The sequence below is a fragment of the Caballeronia insecticola genome (assembly GCF_000402035.1).
Classification (GTDB): domain Bacteria; phylum Pseudomonadota; class Gammaproteobacteria; order Burkholderiales; family Burkholderiaceae; genus Caballeronia; species Caballeronia insecticola.
This window is the reverse complement of record NC_021287.1, coordinates 506,829-522,168: the sequence shown is the minus strand read 5'-3', so window position 1 is coordinate 522,168 and position 15,340 is coordinate 506,829. Positions and strand designations below refer to the sequence as shown.

The 15,340-nt window shown below is 64.8% G+C and carries 14 protein-coding genes and 2 pseudogenes; 5 read left to right on the top strand and 11 right to left on the bottom strand.

Features of this window, described 5'->3' with window-relative positions:
* The first annotated feature begins 138 nt into the window (after positions 1–138).
* The gene (locus BRPE64_RS02430) at positions 139–783 is read left to right on the top strand and encodes a TetR family transcriptional regulator (RefSeq protein WP_016344425.1); all 645 of its coding nucleotides are present in this window, start codon (positions 139–141) and stop codon (positions 781–783) included.
* Here BRPE64_RS02430 and BRPE64_RS02425 read toward each other — a convergent pair.
* From BRPE64_RS02425 to BRPE64_RS31805, 6 genes are all read right to left on the bottom strand, one after another.
* Positions 766–1,419 (bottom strand): cysteine hydrolase family protein, encoded by a 654-nt coding sequence (locus tag BRPE64_RS02425; RefSeq protein WP_016344424.1) that lies wholly within the window; start codon positions 1,417–1,419, stop codon positions 766–768. The genes BRPE64_RS02430 and BRPE64_RS02425 overlap by 18 nt on opposite strands.
* A gap of 97 nt (positions 1,420–1,516) precedes the next feature.
* A complete protein-coding gene (locus BRPE64_RS02420; RefSeq protein WP_016344423.1) occupies positions 1,517–2,314 on the bottom strand; it encodes a CoxG family protein in 798 nt (265 codons plus the stop codon).
* 75 nt (positions 2,315–2,389) lie between these two features.
* Positions 2,390–2,767 (bottom strand): DUF427 domain-containing protein, encoded by a 378-nt coding sequence (locus BRPE64_RS02415; protein WP_016344422.1) that lies wholly within the window; start codon positions 2,765–2,767, stop codon positions 2,390–2,392.
* 162 nt (positions 2,768–2,929) lie between these two features.
* Positions 2,930–3,415, bottom strand: coding sequence for a hypothetical protein (locus BRPE64_RS02410; protein ID WP_016344421.1), 486 nt, complete (start codon positions 3,413–3,415; stop codon positions 2,930–2,932).
* Positions 3,416–3,570: 155 nt separating this feature from the next.
* Positions 3,571–5,079 (bottom strand): DegQ family serine endoprotease, encoded by a 1,509-nt coding sequence (locus tag BRPE64_RS02405; RefSeq protein WP_016344420.1) that lies wholly within the window; start codon positions 5,077–5,079, stop codon positions 3,571–3,573.
* 337 nt (positions 5,080–5,416) lie between these two features.
* Complete coding sequence (locus BRPE64_RS31805) at positions 5,417–6,223, bottom strand: OmpA family protein (protein WP_016344419.1); 807 nt, start codon at positions 6,221–6,223, stop codon at positions 5,417–5,419.
* A gap of 68 nt (positions 6,224–6,291) precedes the next feature.
* Between BRPE64_RS31805 and BRPE64_RS33605 the strand changes: the two genes are divergently transcribed.
* Entirely contained in the window at positions 6,292–6,501 is a 210-nt protein-coding gene (locus BRPE64_RS33605) for a hypothetical protein (protein WP_232519191.1), read from the top strand.
* Between the two features lie 5 nt (positions 6,502–6,506).
* Here BRPE64_RS33605 and BRPE64_RS33600 read toward each other — a convergent pair.
* Positions 6,507–7,136: pseudogene (locus BRPE64_RS33600) on the bottom strand (transporter); the annotation flags it as partial.
* Here BRPE64_RS33600 and BRPE64_RS33595 point away from each other — a divergent pair.
* On the top strand, positions 7,039–7,239 hold the full coding sequence (locus BRPE64_RS33595; protein ID WP_044041154.1) for a hypothetical protein: 201 nt from the start codon (positions 7,039–7,041) through the stop codon (positions 7,237–7,239). The pseudogene BRPE64_RS33600 and the gene BRPE64_RS33595 sit on opposite strands and share 98 nt — an antisense overlap.
* Before the next feature lie 233 nt (positions 7,240–7,472).
* Here the strand turns inward: BRPE64_RS33595 and BRPE64_RS34035 are convergent.
* The 3 genes and pseudogenes from BRPE64_RS34035 to BRPE64_RS02370 all read right to left on the bottom strand — a co-directional run.
* Positions 7,473–7,592 (bottom strand): annotated as a pseudogene (locus tag BRPE64_RS34035) (ESPR-type extended signal peptide-containing protein); the annotation flags it as partial.
* Between the two features lie 497 nt (positions 7,593–8,089).
* Positions 8,090–9,391 (bottom strand): ATP-binding protein, encoded by a 1,302-nt coding sequence (locus BRPE64_RS02375; RefSeq protein ID WP_016344418.1) that lies wholly within the window; start codon positions 9,389–9,391, stop codon positions 8,090–8,092.
* A complete protein-coding gene (locus BRPE64_RS02370; RefSeq protein ID WP_016344417.1) occupies positions 9,391–10,053 on the bottom strand; it encodes a response regulator in 663 nt (220 codons plus the stop codon). Before BRPE64_RS02370 ends, BRPE64_RS02375 begins: the two co-directional genes overlap by 1 nt.
* Positions 10,054–10,282: 229 nt before the next feature.
* Here BRPE64_RS02370 and dacB point away from each other — a divergent pair, with 229 nt between their 5' ends.
* Both dacB and BRPE64_RS02360 read left to right on the top strand, forming a co-directional pair.
* Positions 10,283–11,890 (top strand): D-alanyl-D-alanine carboxypeptidase/D-alanyl-D-alanine endopeptidase, encoded by a 1,608-nt coding sequence (dacB, locus tag BRPE64_RS02365; RefSeq protein WP_016344416.1) that lies wholly within the window; start codon positions 10,283–10,285, stop codon positions 11,888–11,890.
* Between the two features lie 271 nt (positions 11,891–12,161).
* The gene (locus BRPE64_RS02360; protein WP_016344414.1) at positions 12,162–13,268 is read left to right on the top strand and encodes an SGNH/GDSL hydrolase family protein; all 1,107 of its coding nucleotides are present in this window, start codon (positions 12,162–12,164) and stop codon (positions 13,266–13,268) included.
* 1,035 nt (positions 13,269–14,303) lie between these two features.
* Here the strand turns inward: BRPE64_RS02360 and BRPE64_RS02355 are convergent.
* Positions 14,304–15,335: an L-threonylcarbamoyladenylate synthase gene (locus BRPE64_RS02355; RefSeq protein WP_016344413.1), complete on the bottom strand. Its 1,032-nt coding sequence runs from the start codon at positions 15,333–15,335 to the stop codon at positions 14,304–14,306.
* Positions 15,336–15,340 lie beyond the last annotated feature (5 nt).

Here is a 15,340-nt window from a genome sequence, read left to right as displayed (position 1 = left end):
TGTACGTGTTTATCCCCATAGGACGCGAGGACAAATCGCTCCGGGGAATCGATTACGTTTGACGAATCTTCGACAAGACCGCCTGTGAGCGGTCCCTTACAGGCAGCAGCAGGAGCACACGGCAATTCGCCGCAAGATATGGTCAGACGAACCAAGGAAGAGGCGCAGGCGACCCGCAATCGCGTTCTCGACGCGGCCGAGCGCGTCTTCTACGAGAAAGGCGTGTCGCGCACGACGCTGGCGGACATCGCCCAGGCCGCGGGCGTGACGCGCGGCGCGATCTACTGGCACTTCGCCAACAAGGGCGATCTGTTCAACGCGATGTTCGACCGCAGTTTGCTGCCGCTCGACGAACTCATCGAAACGACGCTCGACGGCCGCGAGGAAGACCCGCTCGCGCGCCTGCGCGATCTGTTCATCTGGTGCATGCGCAACATCACGGCCGACGAGCAACGCCGGCGCGTGTTCGACATCCTGTTCATGAAGTGCGAGTTCGTGGAGGAAATGGGACCGGTGCGCGAGCGGCATCAGAACAATATGCGCGACGGCATGGAGCGCATCGAGCGCGCGCTGCGCAATGCCGTCGAAAAGAAGCAGTTGCCCGCGACGCTCGACACGCGCCGCGCCACGACCATGCTGCATTGCCTCTTCACCGGCATTCTGCGCGACTCGCTGATGCTGCCCGACCTCGTCCATCCGGAACGCGACGCCGAAGCGCTCATCGACGCATGCTTCGATGCGCTGCGTTGCAGCCCCGCCCTGCTGTCACCGGTTGCCGCCTGAAGCCGACGCCGACTCCGACGACGACGACGCACGCGCCCGCTGGTTCGACGCATAGATGTTGTCGCGCGCGGGCGCCTCGCCGCTTTCCAGCGCGGCGATCCATTCATCGGTGCCGAGCACGGCCGCGAAACGCGACTGCATCACCACCGTGAAGACGCGGTGAATCTCCTCGGCGCTCGCGCGGCCTGCGCTGTTTTCGTAGGGCACGGCGCCCGTCGCATCCACGAGAAATTCGACCGACAGTCCGGCGTGGACCGCGTGCCTGACCGTCGAATCGTCGCAATTGTGGGTCATGTAACCGGCGATCACGATCGTGTCGATGTCGTGCGCGGTGAGCCAGTCGGCGAGATCGGTGCCGGCGAAGGCGCTCGGCAACGCCTTCTCGACGTAATGCGCGCGGGGACGCGAAGTCACCGTTTCATGCAGTTCCGCCAGCGCCGAGCCGCGCGCGAAGATCGGCGCCGTGGCCGGCGCGAAATTCTGCACGACGACGACCGGCACGCCATGCTTTTGCGCGGCATCCATCGCCCGGCCGATATTGGCAAGCGATACGTTCACGTCGGGATATTCGATCGGCAGATTGCCGGTGATGTATTCGTTCTGCACGTCGATGACGATCAGGGCGCGGCGCGGCATGGTCAGCTCCTTTTGGAATGACCGCATTGTCGCCGTGATCGCGCGAATCTGCTCGGCACGGCGCGACGCTCATTCCGAGCCGCTCATTGCAGCCCGCTCATTGCAGCCCGACATGCTGCGCGAAATACGCAAACAGCGCGACGCATACGAGCATCGCCGCCCACGCCCAAGCGGGCAGACCGAGCGGATGCGAATCGTGCGAATGATCGCGCTCGTGATGCACGAAGCCGTGCCCGTGCAGACGATGCCGCAGCACGCCGCTCGCGTGGGCATCGGCGGGACCGCGCGTCGCGTTCGGGCGACGCGAAAACGCCGCCGACATCGACCCCGGCCGCAGGAAGACATGCCGCCGCGCCGCGCTGTCCCCCGCCGCGCGCAGCGACGGCAGGCCGTGCTTGGCGCGCACGACTTCGCAGAACTCGGCGAAGAAATCGTCGGCGCCTTCGCGCAGCGCGTTTTCGATCTGCCGCGACGGCAAGCCCGCGAGCGGTCCGGAGACCGTCGCCCAGACGGTGTATTCGATCCAGCTACCGTTGCCTTCGTCGTCCGGATTCAGCGACACCGCAATCTGTCCGCGCAACGATCCCACGCCTTCGCCGCGTGCCTTGAAGCTGAGCGTGCGCGCGTAGGCGGGTTCGGCATCGGCGGAACCGGCGTCGTCCTCGCCCTCGGTATGCGCCGCCCGCCGCGTGCGCCCGGCGGAATGCGCGCGAATTTCGTAGCGCGCCCGCAGCGCGCCGAGCGGCAAAATCAAGGTGAGCGCATATTCGCCGAGCGGCGAACGCGTGAAGGTTTCACAGTTGTCGGGACTCGCGCGCACCAGCGCGAGATCGCCCAGCGCCTCCCGGACATGCGCCGGGTCGAGCGGAACGCGAAACGCATCGGTGACTTCCATCTGAGCCTCCGGGGGCTGAACCGCATTCGTTCGTTATGGCTGAATCGACCTGTGAGTGTCTGTGCGAATGCCCGCCTAGGAAGTTTCGTCGATGCGATCGACCCGCGTCGGGTAAAACGCGAGATAGCCGCGAATCTTCGCTGCGGCGTCAAGCGGCGACTCGTAGCTCCACGCGGCGTTCTCGACCGGGCCGTCCTCGGTCAGCAAGTGATAGTGCGTCGCCTCGCCCTTGTGCGGGCAGTGCGAAGTGTGAGTGGAGCGTTCCAGACGCGCCATGTTCACGTCGGCGCGCGGAAAATAGTGCGCGTTTTCGGCGCCGCTTTCGATCACCGTGAAAGACGCGTGCGTATCGGCGTAAGTGACGCCCTGATGGATCACGCGGCAGCGCCGGCCGTTCAGCGCAATCTCGATGCGATGCGCCGCTTCGTGCCCGTCGTTCAGATCCGTCCCCATCGTGATGCGCCTCCCGCGTGTCGTCCGAAAGCGAAAAAACGAAGCGAAAAAAGCCACGGGCCGACGGCCGTGAAGTGCCGACGCCGTGGCTTAATTATGAGACAACTTTCGATGTCGCGGCGAGCGCTTTCGATACGTCCGCCCGCGCGCCTGACGAGTCCCTTACTGAATGCTCCAGTGGAACGCCGCCTTGGCTTTGCCCGGCCCGGCCACGCTCACCGCCTGCTTCTTTTCCTGATCCTTGTACTTCGCGTACACCGTGTAGTTGCCCGGCGGCAGCTTGACGAGCATGTACGGACCCATCGATTCGACGTTCAGCACTTCGGCGCCGCCCGCCCCGCCGACGATGCGCACATGCACGCCCGCGAGATAGTCCGCCGTCGGCCCCGTAAAGCGAAGCGATAGCGGCCAGTTTGCCTGTTCGCGCAACAATGCACGCGATTCGTCCAGCCCGACGCCGCCCGACGTATAGGACACGTCGCCCTGCTGCTGGATTTGCGGCAGGCCGCCGCCGTTCGTGTTGCCCGCGCTCGACGTATCGTTCGTGGTTCCACCCGAGGCCTGTGCCCAGGCGCCGCCCGCGGCGCCCGCGCCCAGCGCCGCCATGAGGAGTGCGGCGGCCAGTTTGCCCGTGGTCTTGCTCGTCATGTTGTCTGCTCCTTTTTCCGATGTCGCCGGACCCGGGAGCCGCGGCGACCTCACGCCCGATGCGTCGACTTCACGCGATAGGGCCCCGGGAAACCGCTGAGCAGGGTTCGTGCCCGCATCGCGTGAGCTTGTCGGCGCGCCCGGGCGCCCGGGTGTCAGCTCAGATCGACCGGCACGAAGATCTGGGCGTCGTCGCGCTGGATCAGGAGCGCGATGCTGTCGCCGGCGTGCGAGACCATCGACTTCAGTTGCTGCACCGACGTCACCGGCTGGCCGTTGACCGCGAGAATCACGTCGCCCGCCTGAATGCCGGCGCTCGCCGCCGCCCCGTTCGACTGCTGCACGAGCAGGCCGCGCGAGAGCGAATCGCTCTGCTTCTCGTCCGGCGTGAGCGGGCGCACCGCGACGCCCAGCCGCGCATCTTGCGCCGATGCGCCGTCGTCGGCGCCGGCTTTCGCGCTGGCGGTCTTGGCGTCCTTGAGCGCGCCGATCGTCACGCTGAGATCCTTCGCGCCCTTGTCGCGCCACACCGTCACTTTCGCGGACGTGCCGGGCGCGAGACCCGCAACCTGCGACGGCAGCGAGGTCGAATCCGACACCGGCACGCCGTTGAGCGCGGTAATCACATCGCCCGGTTGCAGGCCGCCCTTCGCCGCCGGTCCGCCCGCCTCGACCGAACTCACGAGCGCGCCCTGCGGCGACTTCATGCCGAAGGAATTCGCGAGCGTCTGGTTCATGCCCTGCACCGTCACGCCGAGCCGGCCGCGATCGACATGTCCGGTCTTGATGAGCGCGTCCTTCACCTTGATCGCTTCATTGATCGGGATGGCGAACGAAAGACCCTGGAAGCCGCCCGTCTGCGAATAGATCATCGAGTTGATGCCGATCACTTCGCCTTGCAGATTGAAAAGCGGTCCGCCCGAGTTGCCCGGATTCACCGGCACGTCGGTCTGGATGAACGGCGTGTAGTTCTCGTTGGGCAGCGAGCGCGACTTGGCGCTGATGATGCCCGAGGTCACCGTGTTGTCGAAGCCATACGGCGAACCGATCGCGACAACCCACTGGCCGACCTTGCTGCCGTTAGGATCGCCGATCTTGACGACTGGCAGATCCTTCGCGTCGATCTTCAGCACGGCGACGTCCGACTGCTTGTCCGCGCCGATGACTTTCGCGCGGTATTCGCGCTTGTCCGTCAGCTTGACGGTAACGACATTGGCGTTATCGACGACGTGCGCGTTCGTCAGGATATAGCCGTCGCTGCTCACGATGAAGCCGGAGCCGAGCCCTTCGCTCGGACGATCCGCGCCGGGGCCGCCATCGCCGCCGCCGCCGAAGCCGGGCATGCCGCCGAAGCGCTTGAAGAACTGGTAGAACGGATCGTCCGGGTCCATCGGCACCTGGTTCTGACCGCGCCGCGCCGACGTCTGCTTGACGACATGCTTCGCGCTGATATTCACCACGGCCGGCCCATAGGTTTCGACGAGACCGGAGAAATCGGGAATGCCGGTCTTGGCCGCGGCTTCGGCGGGCATCAACGGCGCGGCTTGCGCGGGCGCGATGACTTGCGGCGCAGGAACATTGTTATGGCCTGCCACGTAGCCCGCCGACAAGGCAACGGCAACGGCTGCCGCGACGGCGCTGCGGGTGAGGATCTTCGCTTTCATCGTGTGCTCCTGACGAGGGGATGCGCTCTGAAGAGCGCGCTATATCGATGAAAGGAGATTACGGGGTGTCGCTTAATCCTTTCTTAAAAAGCGCGGAGAGAGTTGGAACGGGTGTGGCGGGGCATCGCGGCGATGCGGCGCGCGGGCCGGCATCATTTCAGGGCTCGCGTCGCGCCAACGCTGCATCTGACCGAACGGCGGGAACCGGCCGAAAAAAAAATGGCGCGCCATCGAGGCGCGCCATCAGCACTTCTACCGCTACTTCTGCTTCTGCTTCTACTTCTGCTTCTACTTCTTCGCTTCCGGCGATTCGACAGCAATCGCCCCTACAGCCCGCTTACTTCGCGGAAATCGTCACGCGGCGGTTCGGCGCCAGACATGCGATGACGGCTTGCGTCGCCTTCGTGCCCGGGCAGGACTTGACCGGGTCCGCTGCGCCATGGCCCGACACGTCGAAGCGGTCAGCAATCACGCCACGAGCCCGCAGCGCTTTTTCGACCGTTTGCGCGCGTTGCAGCGACAGCTTGCGATTGTGCTCGACGGAGCCGAATCGATCGGTATAACCGTCGACGCGCAGCACGTTCACCTTCGCACCCGACTCGATGATGTCCTTCGAGATCGAGTCGGCCATGTGCTCGCCGTCCGGCGAAAGCTTGGCGCTGTCGAAGCCGAACAGTGCGTCGGCTGCGAGCGTGACCGGCTTTTCGAGGATCGTCGGTGCAGCCGGCGCCACGGCGGCCGGCGGCACGCACTGGTCGAGCTCGGCGTTGACCTTCTGCGCGAGCTTCTGCGCGCGCTCGATCGCGTCCCAGCCGTGAACCCAGTGGGTTCCGTGCGTTTCGTCCTGCTCTTTCCAGGCTTCGTCGGTCAGTGCGGAGAGACGTCCCGCATCTTCGCCACGGCACGACGATTTCGCCGCGCGCTGGTTGGTGACATCGATCTGCTGCAGTGCCTGGACCCACTTCGGACGCGCTTGCTGCGACGGCCATTGCTTCTCGCCGTAGATCGGCTTGAAGGGAACGCTGCCGTCGATGAAATGACGACCGTTGTTGAGGGCACGTGCAGCTGCGTCGTTGTAGACGGAGGACATCTGCTTGCGCACGATGCTGATCTGCTGGTTCGTGTAGGCGTTGGACTGCTGCACGGCTTGCGTGTATGTCCTTGCCGACCGTCAGATTCTGGCCAGCCGCAGCTTGTTGCACCAGACCGATCGTGCCCGAGTTGATCTCGTTGCTGATGTTGTTGATCGACGTCGTGTTGCCCGCGATATCGTTCGTGTTCTGCGTGGTGCGTGCGTCGATGTTCGTGATCGCGTCGCCCATGCTGGTCACGGTCGTACCGTCGACGTTGTACGTCGGCGCGGTAATCGAGCCGTCCGGGTTCACCGTCGAACCGCCGCCGATAGCCGCTGCCGTCGACTGAGCCGTCGCGTACAGTTGCGAACCGTTCACCGCTTGCTGGCTCGAGGCACTCACTGCGCCATTAGCAACGCCTTGCAGAACACGCGCGCCTGCCGTGCCCGTGAAGTCCACTGCTGCACCGTCCGTGCTCTTGCCGACCGTCAGATTCTGGCCAGCCGCAGCTTGTTGCACCAGACCGATCGTGCCCGAGTTGAGCTCGCTGTTGATGTTGTTGATCGACGTCGTGTTGCCCGCGATGTCGGTCGTGTTCTGCGTGGTGCGACCGTCGATGTTCGTGATCGCAGCGCCGATGCTGGTCACGGTCGTGCCGCCGACGCTATATGAAGGCGCCGTAATCGTGCCGTTCGGGTTCGCCGTCGAGCCGCCGCCGATTGCCGCTGCCGTCGACGAAGCCAGACCGCTCAATTGCGACATGTTCACTGCATCGGTAGCTTGCGTGCCGGCCGCGACGCTGGTGATCTGACGCTCAGCGCCAGCAGCACCGACGGAGACGGTGTTCGCACGGCTAGCGACAGAACCTGCACCGATAGCAACCGACTTGGCAGCCGAAGCGGTCGCGGCCGTACCGATAGCAATCGCGTCCGTGCCCGATGCCGTGGAGTCGGCGCCAGTCGAGTTCGCGTGGAAGTATTCCATCGCAGCACCGCCGGCAAACGTCGTCGAGCCGGTGATGGTGACGTTGCCGTCGAGGGTGATGCCGCTCGGTGCGTGCAGCGAGATCGAGCCGTTATCTTGGTAACCGGTCGAACCCACGGCCAGCCACGCGGCCGGGCCCGTCAAACCGCCGCCCTTATAAGAGGTCGCGCCGCTCATGATGACGCCGGTGCTCTGCTTGGTACAGTCCATTTCGGAACCGACGGTGTTCCAGTTGCCCGAAACGAAACCACCCATGTCCGAGCCCCAGGCATTGCCCGTGCCGCCGGTACAGTTGACGAGTTCGCCAGCCAGAGCCGGTAGCGCGGCGCCGCCGAGCACCAAAGCCGAGACGGCGGCGAGGATTTTGGTCGATTTTTTACGACCCTTCGAAAGTTCCGAGGCGACAGCCCAGTTACCTACGGTCGAATTCCAAACAATGCGGTAAGCGGTATTCATGCGAGACCTAATAATTCAAACTGACTAATGAAAAGAGGGAATTGATTCGTTCGTTCGCGCGGACAGCGTTAAGCGCGCGCCATTTGGATGGCGGTCGTGAAAACTTCGAACGAATCTGGGGGCGTTAAGGCCTGAAACAGACAAACCCCCTAAAACATGACAACAGTCAGGCAATGCGGAAATATTGCTGCCTGTTACGAACGTAATGTACAGACAGGCAATTACCTTGCTAATCGGCTCAATCCTAATAAGCTTTCGGGCAATCGTTCTAAGAAATTCAGGGTTTTCTTATTTTTAAGTTTTCCGTTTTAGTTTATGTAAATCGTCTTTTTTCGGAAAAACACGCGTCTTTTCCCATCGCACGAATCAGTCGATGTCGTGCTTCGATGAACCAACAGGAATGCCGGCGCGCGCCGGGTCATTCCCGCGACCGCAGGTTTTGTGAAAGAGATCGGAGATTGCTGCCCAAAGGCAGCGAAAGCCTTGAGGCTAGCGGGTCAGAACCGAATCGACGCGCTCAGTCCGCCGGCTTGAGACTGCGTGAGCGACACCGTTGCGGCATGCTGGTCGGCCACGCGCCGAACGATCGCGAGGCCCAGCCCGCTTCCGGCGATATCGGTTCTGGCACGGCCCGCGCCTTCGCCCACTCGGTAGAACCGGTCAAACACTTTTTCTCGTTCTTCTTGAGGAATGCCCGGTCCGTTGTCCGCGATTTCGACGGTCGGACGCCCGTTCTGTATTGTTAAGACAACATCCACACGCCCGCCCTTCGGCGTGTACTTCGTCGCGTTGTCGATGAGATTGTTGAACATCACGCGCAACGCGTCGGGATCGCCGGTCACGCTGGCGGGCTCGCTCGCCTCGATGCCGAGATCGACGCCGCGCTCCTGCGCGACCAGCACATAGCCGCGCACGCACGTTTCGAGCAGCGCGCGCAGATCGACGGTCGTCGTCACGCCCTTGCCGTCCGGCTCCGAGCGCGCGAGCGCGAGCAACTGCTCCGCGAGCCGCGTCGCACGCGCGACGCCTTCATGCAAGTCCGCGAGCGCCTCGCGCCGCGATGCGTCGTCCTGTGCACGCGCGACCAGTTGCGCCTGAATCTGCACGGCGGCGAGCGGCGTGCGCAACTCGTGCGCGGCATCGGCGACGAAAGCTTTCTGCGTGTCGAGCGCCGCCGACAAACGCGACAGCAGCGCATTGAGCGCCCGCACCACCGGCTGCACTTCCTGCGGCAAACGCTGATCGGACAAGGGATCGAGCGCCTCGGGATGGCGCGTGTCGAGCGCGCGGGTCACGCGTTGCAGGGGCGCCAGACCGAGGCCCACGATCACCCAGATCGCGAGTCCGAGCAGCGGCAGCAGGAGCACGAGCGGCCACAGCGTGCGCCACGCGACGCCCGCCGCGACGCGGTTGCGGATAGAGAGCGGCTGCGCCAGTTGCACGACGTTGTCGCCGACGATCGCGCTATACACGCGCCATTCGCCGCGCGGCGTCATTTCCGTGGAGAAGCCAAGTTCGGCGTGCGGTGCGAGCGGCACGCGCGGATGCGAGTAATACATCAGCACGCCGTTGCGATTCCATATCTGGATGACGACGCCTTCATCGCTTTCACTGCGCGAGGTCAGCACCGACGAAAACGGCTCCGACGGCAACGCGGCCGCAATCTGCTGCAACTGATAATCGAAGAGTTCGTTGGCTTCGGCGAGCGCCTGCCGGTAGATGAGCCACCCGGCAAACCCCACGCCGACAATCACCAGCGCGAGCAGCCAGATCAGCAATTGCCGGCGGATCGACCGCATCAGGCGTCCTTCGCGACCATGTAGCCCAGGCCGCGCACGTTACGGATGAGGTCCGCGCCGAGTTTCTTGCGAAGCGAATGGATATACACCTCGACGGTATTGCTGCCGATCTCCTCGCCCCAGCCGTAGATTTTCTCTTCGAGCTGGCTCTTCGAGAGCACCGCGCCGGGCCGCGCCATCAACGCTTCGAGAAGCGCGAATTCACGCGCCGACAGCGACACGGGCGCGCCCGCGAGCGTCACCTGATGGCCGACCGGATCGAGCGTCAGTTCACCGTGCCGCACGAGCGATTCGCCCCGCCCCGCGTGACGGCGGATCAGCGCACGCATGCGCGCGCCCAGTTCGTCGAGATCGAAGGGCTTGACGAGGTAATCGTCCGCGCCGGCATCGAGCCCTTTCACGCGATCCGCGATGGCATCGCGCGCCGTCACGATCAGCACCGGCAGCGCGTTGGCGCGTGCGCGCAGCGTTTTCAGCACGTCGAGGCCGTCGCGTTTGGGCAGGCCCAGGTCGAGCAGCATCAGATCGTAAGACTCGCCCGTCACGGCCGTGAGCGCGGCCTCGCCGTCCTGCACCCAGTCGACTGCGAAGCCGTCCGCGCGCAGCGCCTTGCGCACGCCTTCGGCGATCATCCGGTCATCTTCGACAAGCAGGATTCGCATGGCACATGATTGTCCGTGGTTGTGTGGAACGGCCTTCGGGCCGCGGCGGCTTGCGAGCCATTGTAGCCGCGCGGCCCCGCCACAGGCTTAAGCGGGTCTTAACCGCGCCTGACCGCCCCTGGCTGCGCTTTTAACCGCAGATACCGCGCCGTGCGACCCTCATTCGTACGATTACCGCAAGCCAGCTTGTCTACAATAGCCGCTTCGTGCCCGTCAAACCCTTTCCTCCATGCCTCTAGCATTTCAATCCGTATCTCGCCGTCTCTCCTCATTCACGCTCTGTGCGCTCCTCGCATGCGCCGCGCTCGGCCATGCGCCCGATACTCAGGCGCGCGGCGGCACGAAGGCCGAATCGCAGGCGCAGGCGCCCGAGCGCGCCGCCCGAGGCGGCTCGAAGGCCAAACACGCGGCGAAGAGCGCGAAGGCCGAACGTGCCGCAAAAGCGAGCGTGCCTGTCGGGCCGTTGCCTGCATCGGTCATGACCGCGCTCGCGCGCGCGCATGTGCCGCTTTCGTCGATGAGCGTCGTCGTGCAACGCGTGGGCGGCCCGGTGCCGCTCGTCGCGATCAACGCAGACACGCCGATGCTGCCCGCCTCGACGATGAAGCTCGTCACCACCTATGCGGGCCTCTCGATTCTCGGGCCGGACTATCGCTGGAAGACGACCGCTTACGCCGACGGCCAGATCGATCCGCAAGGCGTGCTGCACGGCAATCTGTACATTCAGGGCACGGGAGATCCGAAGCTCGTGCCGGAAGAACTGATCGATCTCGTCGATCAGATCCGCAAGAGCGGCATCACCGGCATCGACGGCGCGCTCGTGCTCGACAAGCGCTATTTCGACGCCTCCACGCGCGATCTCCCCGCCTTCGACAACGACGATTCCGCGCCCTATAACGTCGGCCCGGACCCGCTGCTCTACGCGTTCAAGTCGCTGTCCTTCACGCTGACGCCGAGCCCCGACGGGCAGGTCGCCATCGACGTGTTGCCGCAGCTCGCCCAATTGCAGATCGACAACGAACTGCGCGTGACGCGCGGCGCGTGCGTGGGCTCGCTGTCGGCGGCGTCGCCGAGTGTGGCGCAGACGCAGGGCGGCTTCGTGCAGGCGTCGTTCATCGGCGACTATCCGCTGCGCTGCGGCTCGCGCACGATCAACGTCGCCGCGCTCGATCACTCCACCTTCTTCGCGGGCGGCTTCCTCGCGCTGTGGAAGCAGGCGGGCGGCACCTTCGAAGGGACGACGCGCGAAGGCCCGACACCCTCGGGCGCGCGGCTCGTCGGCACGCATCGCAGTCCTGTGCTCTCCGACGTCGTTCGCGACATCAACAAGTTCAGCAACAACGTGATGGCGCGCAACCTGTTCCTCACCATCGGCGCGGCGCAGTTGAAGCCGCCCGCGACGACCGCGAAATCCGCGCAGGCCATTCAGGCGTTCCTGCGCCGCAGCGCCCTGCCGATGGACGGCCTCTCGCTCGATAACGGCTCGGGCCTGTCGCGCGACGAATCCATCAGCGCGCTGTCGCTCGCCGAATTGCTGGTGGCGGCCAACGCGAGTCCGGTCGCGCAGGTGTTCGTGGAGTCGCTGCCGATCGCGGGCGTCGACGGCACCATGCGCAACCGGCTGACCAACGCCGGTGCGCTCGGCAACGCGCACATCAAGACCGGCACGCTGCGCGATGTGCGCGCGATCGCGGGCTATGTCGGCGCGGCGAATGGCGAGAGCTATGTCGTCGTGAGCTTCATCAACGATCCGCGCGCCGAGGCCGCGCGCGCCGCGCACGACGCGCTGCTCGAATGGGTCTACGAAGGCGCGCGCAAGCCCGGCGTCGAGGAGTGAGTGCGCGCGGGCGTCGGCGGGACACGCCGCGCGCAGGCATGGAAGCCGGATTCGACCGAAGATTTCTTCTACGAAGTCGCATCCGGAAAGCCGCGCGCGCCGTGTACGCTGTCGGGCACGGCGCTCGGCCGGATACGGGTTGTCATGTAGCCGGGCGGATGTGCCGCATCGCTTAAACTCGCGGTTACGCGGCGTGAAGACGGCATGAAGACCGGAACAGGTCGAGCGCCGCGAGCAAATTAGAAAACATCGAAGAACGGAGACGAGGTCCATGATGAAGCAACGCTCGACGCGCGCCACCCTGGTGCGCCTGGCCCAGTTCGCGACGGCCAGCGCCGCATTCGCCCTGCTCGCGGCATGCGGCGGCGGTGGCGACGACAACAATTCCACGCCCGCGGGCGGCGTCAAGCTGCAGGTGGTGTCCTTCGGCGACAGCCTGTCCGATGTCGGCACGTACGCGCCGGTGGCGGCGTCGAACTTCGGCGGCGGCCGATTCACGACGAACCCGGGGCAAGTGTGGACGCAGAACGTCGCGCAATACTACGGCGACACGCTCAAGCCTGCGATGACCGGCGGCTTCGGCACCGCACCCGCCGTGCAATCGGGACTGGGCTACGCGCAGGGCGGCTCGCGCGTGACGAATCCGATCGGCATCGGGCACGCGACCACCGATCCGAACAACTTCACCGGCACGCTCACGGTGCCGGTTGCGCAGCAATTGACCAACTATCTCGCGTCGCATGGCAGCTTCAACGCGGGGCAACTGGTGATCGTCAACGGCGGCGCGAACGATATCCTCTTCAACCTGCAGGCGGTTCAGGCCGGCCAGATGACGCCCGCCGCAGCGACTGCGGCGATCGGCCAGGCGGCGATCGACCTCGCGGGCGTGATCGGCAAGGTCGTGCAGAACGGCGCGACGCATGTGCTCGTATCGAACGTGCCGGATATCGGCACGACGCCGCAGGGCATGATGAGCAGTCCGACGTCGCGCGCGTTGCTCTCGCAGGCATCGCTCGGCTTCAATCAGGCGCTGGCCGCAGCACTCACGCAAACGGGGTTGATGTCGAAGGTGATTTATCTGGACATCGTGCCGCCGCTGGCGAACATCACGGCGAATGCAGCGCAGTTCGGCTTTACGGTGTCGAACACCGGCACGGCGTGCAATCTGCAAGCGATGGCCGCGGCGGCGCAGAAGTTCGGCGAACCGAATCCGCAGGCGTTCGCCACGTCGCTGTTCTGCTCGCCGGATACGCTGACGGTGGCCGGCGCGGATCAAACGTATATGTACGCCGACACCGTGCATCCGACGACGCATCTGCATGCGCTTTACGCGCAGACGGCGGAGCAGACGATTGCTAAGTCGGGGTTGGGGAAGTAGCGGTTTGGGGAGTTGAATTTGGAACCGCCTGACGGGGGACTGTCGGGCGGTTTTGGTTTGGGGGCCGGGCTCGATTCGGGTCTATCTGCGTGCAGGCGGAGGAAACTCATTGAAACCCATCATCGAAGCGTGTTGACCGGGCCCATCTCCGCACACGCAAAGAAAACCGCGTCTACATGCGCGGCTACAAGCTCAACTGAGGTCCATCTCCGCACACGCGGAGCAACCGGCAGGCGACAAGATTCCCGCGTCTCCGAGCGAGGCCCATCACCGCGTACGCGGAGGAAACTGCTCGGGCAGGCTGATATTCAAGCGCACGGCCGGTCCATCTCCGCGCACGCGGAGGAAACACGTTCAGCGGCATGAACTGGAAGTCGCGCAGGGGTCCATCTCCGCGCACGCGGAGGAAACGTAGGAGTGGCGAACTCTCCTTTCGTGACCTCGGGTCCATCTCCGCGCACGCGGAGCAACCGGTAAGAAAATCATGCAACCTGCCGTGATCGAGGGCCTATCTCCGCGCACGCGGAGCAACCCGAGTCGCGCAGCGCATACACGACTATTCTGAAGGTCCATCTCCGCGCACGCAGAGCAACCCAACGCGCTCGCACCCTCATCAAATCGCCATCAGGTCTATCTCCGCGCACGCGGAGCAACCACCTGTACGCCGTCATGGGCGGCGGCCTTCTTGGGTCTATCTCCGCGCACGCGGAGCAACCCCGACGCCCGCACTGAAGGAGTCGGACGACGCGGGTCTATCTCCGCGCACGCGGAGGAAACCACTGCGTCGATCAAATAGAAATTCCGGTCGAGGGTCTATCTCCGCGCACGCGGAGGAAACGGCACGAACTGGCAACCTTGGAGCCAAGCCCCGGGTCTATCTCCGCGCACGCGGAGGAAACATCCTGACCCGCATCAGGCGGTGCAATCATTGGGGTCTATCTCCGCGCACGCGGAGGAAACCCTAGATCATAACCAACTGATCCAAAAGCGAAATCCCTTCAACCCATCTTCACAAACCGACCCTAACCCGCCCCTTCACTCCTCCCGCTCAAACGCCGCCGCCGCCCGTCCAAGCCGATCATTCACCGCAATCCACTCAACCGACTCCGGCAACTTCTCGATCAGAATCCGCTCGACATTCGCCCGATCCAGCGCACGCAACAAGCCATACAGATCGCGCGCATAACTCTGCGGATCCTCCGGCGCGGCGACGAAATGCACGTTCGCCGCATGCGCCCACTCGCCCGCGCTCGACGCCCGCGCGACCAGCGCGATCTTCCTGCCGCTCGCGCGATCCTGCGCCGCGATCAACGGCGCGATCGTCGCGAACGGCAATAGCGCGAGCGGCGTGCGCGGCGCGTAATGCGCCTTGAGCGTCCCCGATGCGCGCGGCGCCGTCGCGTCCGAGCCGTCGGGCAAACGCGGCGCGACGCCAATCACATCCGCGATCTGCTTCGGACCCACATGCCCCGGCCGCAACAACGCCGGAAAGCCGCGCGACAAATCAAGAATTGTCGATTCGATGCCGACATCCGCCGCGCCGCCATCGAGCACATGCACGCCGTTGCCGAACTCGTCGCGCACGTGCTGCGCGGTCGTCGGGCTCACGTGCCCGAAGCGGTTCGCCGACGGCCCCGCCACGCCGCCCTGCTTGCCGGTGCCATGCCGCCGCGCGTGAAACGCCGACAACATCTGCTGCGCGACCGGATGCGACGGACAGCGAATGCCCACCGAATCCTGTCCGCCGCTCACGGCCGCCGGAATATGCGCCCCACGCTTGAGAATCAGCGTCAGAGGCCCGGGCCAGAACGCATCGATGAGCTTCTGCGCATCGGCGGGCAATTCGCGCACCCAGTAGCCGGGATCGGCCTCGGGCGCAAGATGCACGATCACCGGATGATTCGCCGGCCGCCCCTTGGCGGCATAAATGCGCGCGATGGCATCGGGGTTTTCGGCGTCGCCGCCGAGCCCGTAGACCGTTTCGGTCGGAAACGCGACGAGTTCGCCCGCATCGAGCAAAGCCGCGGCTTCATCGATCTGCGCATCGCTCGGAAAATGGATGGTCATTGCCT

Excerpts from the sequence above, each read along its gene's own strand:
- BRPE64_RS02355 (WP_016344413.1), bottom strand. The coding sequence starts at position 15,335 with ATGACCATCCATTTTCCGAGCGATGCGCAGATCGATGAAGCCGCGGCT.
- BRPE64_RS02360 (WP_016344414.1), top strand. The coding sequence starts at position 12,162 with ATGATGAAGCAACGCTCGACGCGCGCCACCCTGGTGCGCCTGGCCCAG.
- BRPE64_RS02370 (WP_016344417.1), bottom strand. The coding sequence starts at position 10,053 with ATGCGAATCCTGCTTGTCGAAGATGACCGGATGATCGCCGAAGGCGTG.
- BRPE64_RS02420 (WP_016344423.1), bottom strand. The coding sequence starts at position 2,314 with ATGGAAGTCACCGATGCGTTTCGCGTTCCGCTCGACCCGGCGCATGTC.
- BRPE64_RS02405 (WP_016344420.1), bottom strand. The coding sequence starts at position 5,079 with ATGAAAGCGAAGATCCTCACCCGCAGCGCCGTCGCGGCAGCCGTTGCC.
- BRPE64_RS02375 (WP_016344418.1), bottom strand. The coding sequence starts at position 9,391 with ATGCGGTCGATCCGCCGGCAATTGCTGATCTGGCTGCTCGCGCTGGTG.
- BRPE64_RS02410 (WP_016344421.1), bottom strand. The coding sequence starts at position 3,415 with ATGACGAGCAAGACCACGGGCAAACTGGCCGCCGCACTCCTCATGGCG.
- BRPE64_RS02415 (WP_016344422.1), bottom strand. The coding sequence starts at position 2,767 with ATGGGGACGGATCTGAACGACGGGCACGAAGCGGCGCATCGCATCGAG.
- BRPE64_RS02425 (WP_016344424.1), bottom strand. The coding sequence starts at position 1,419 with ATGCCGCGCCGCGCCCTGATCGTCATCGACGTGCAGAACGAATACATC.
- dacB (WP_016344416.1), top strand. The coding sequence starts at position 10,283 with ATGCCTCTAGCATTTCAATCCGTATCTCGCCGTCTCTCCTCATTCACG.
- BRPE64_RS02430 (WP_016344425.1), top strand. The coding sequence starts at position 139 with ATGGTCAGACGAACCAAGGAAGAGGCGCAGGCGACCCGCAATCGCGTT.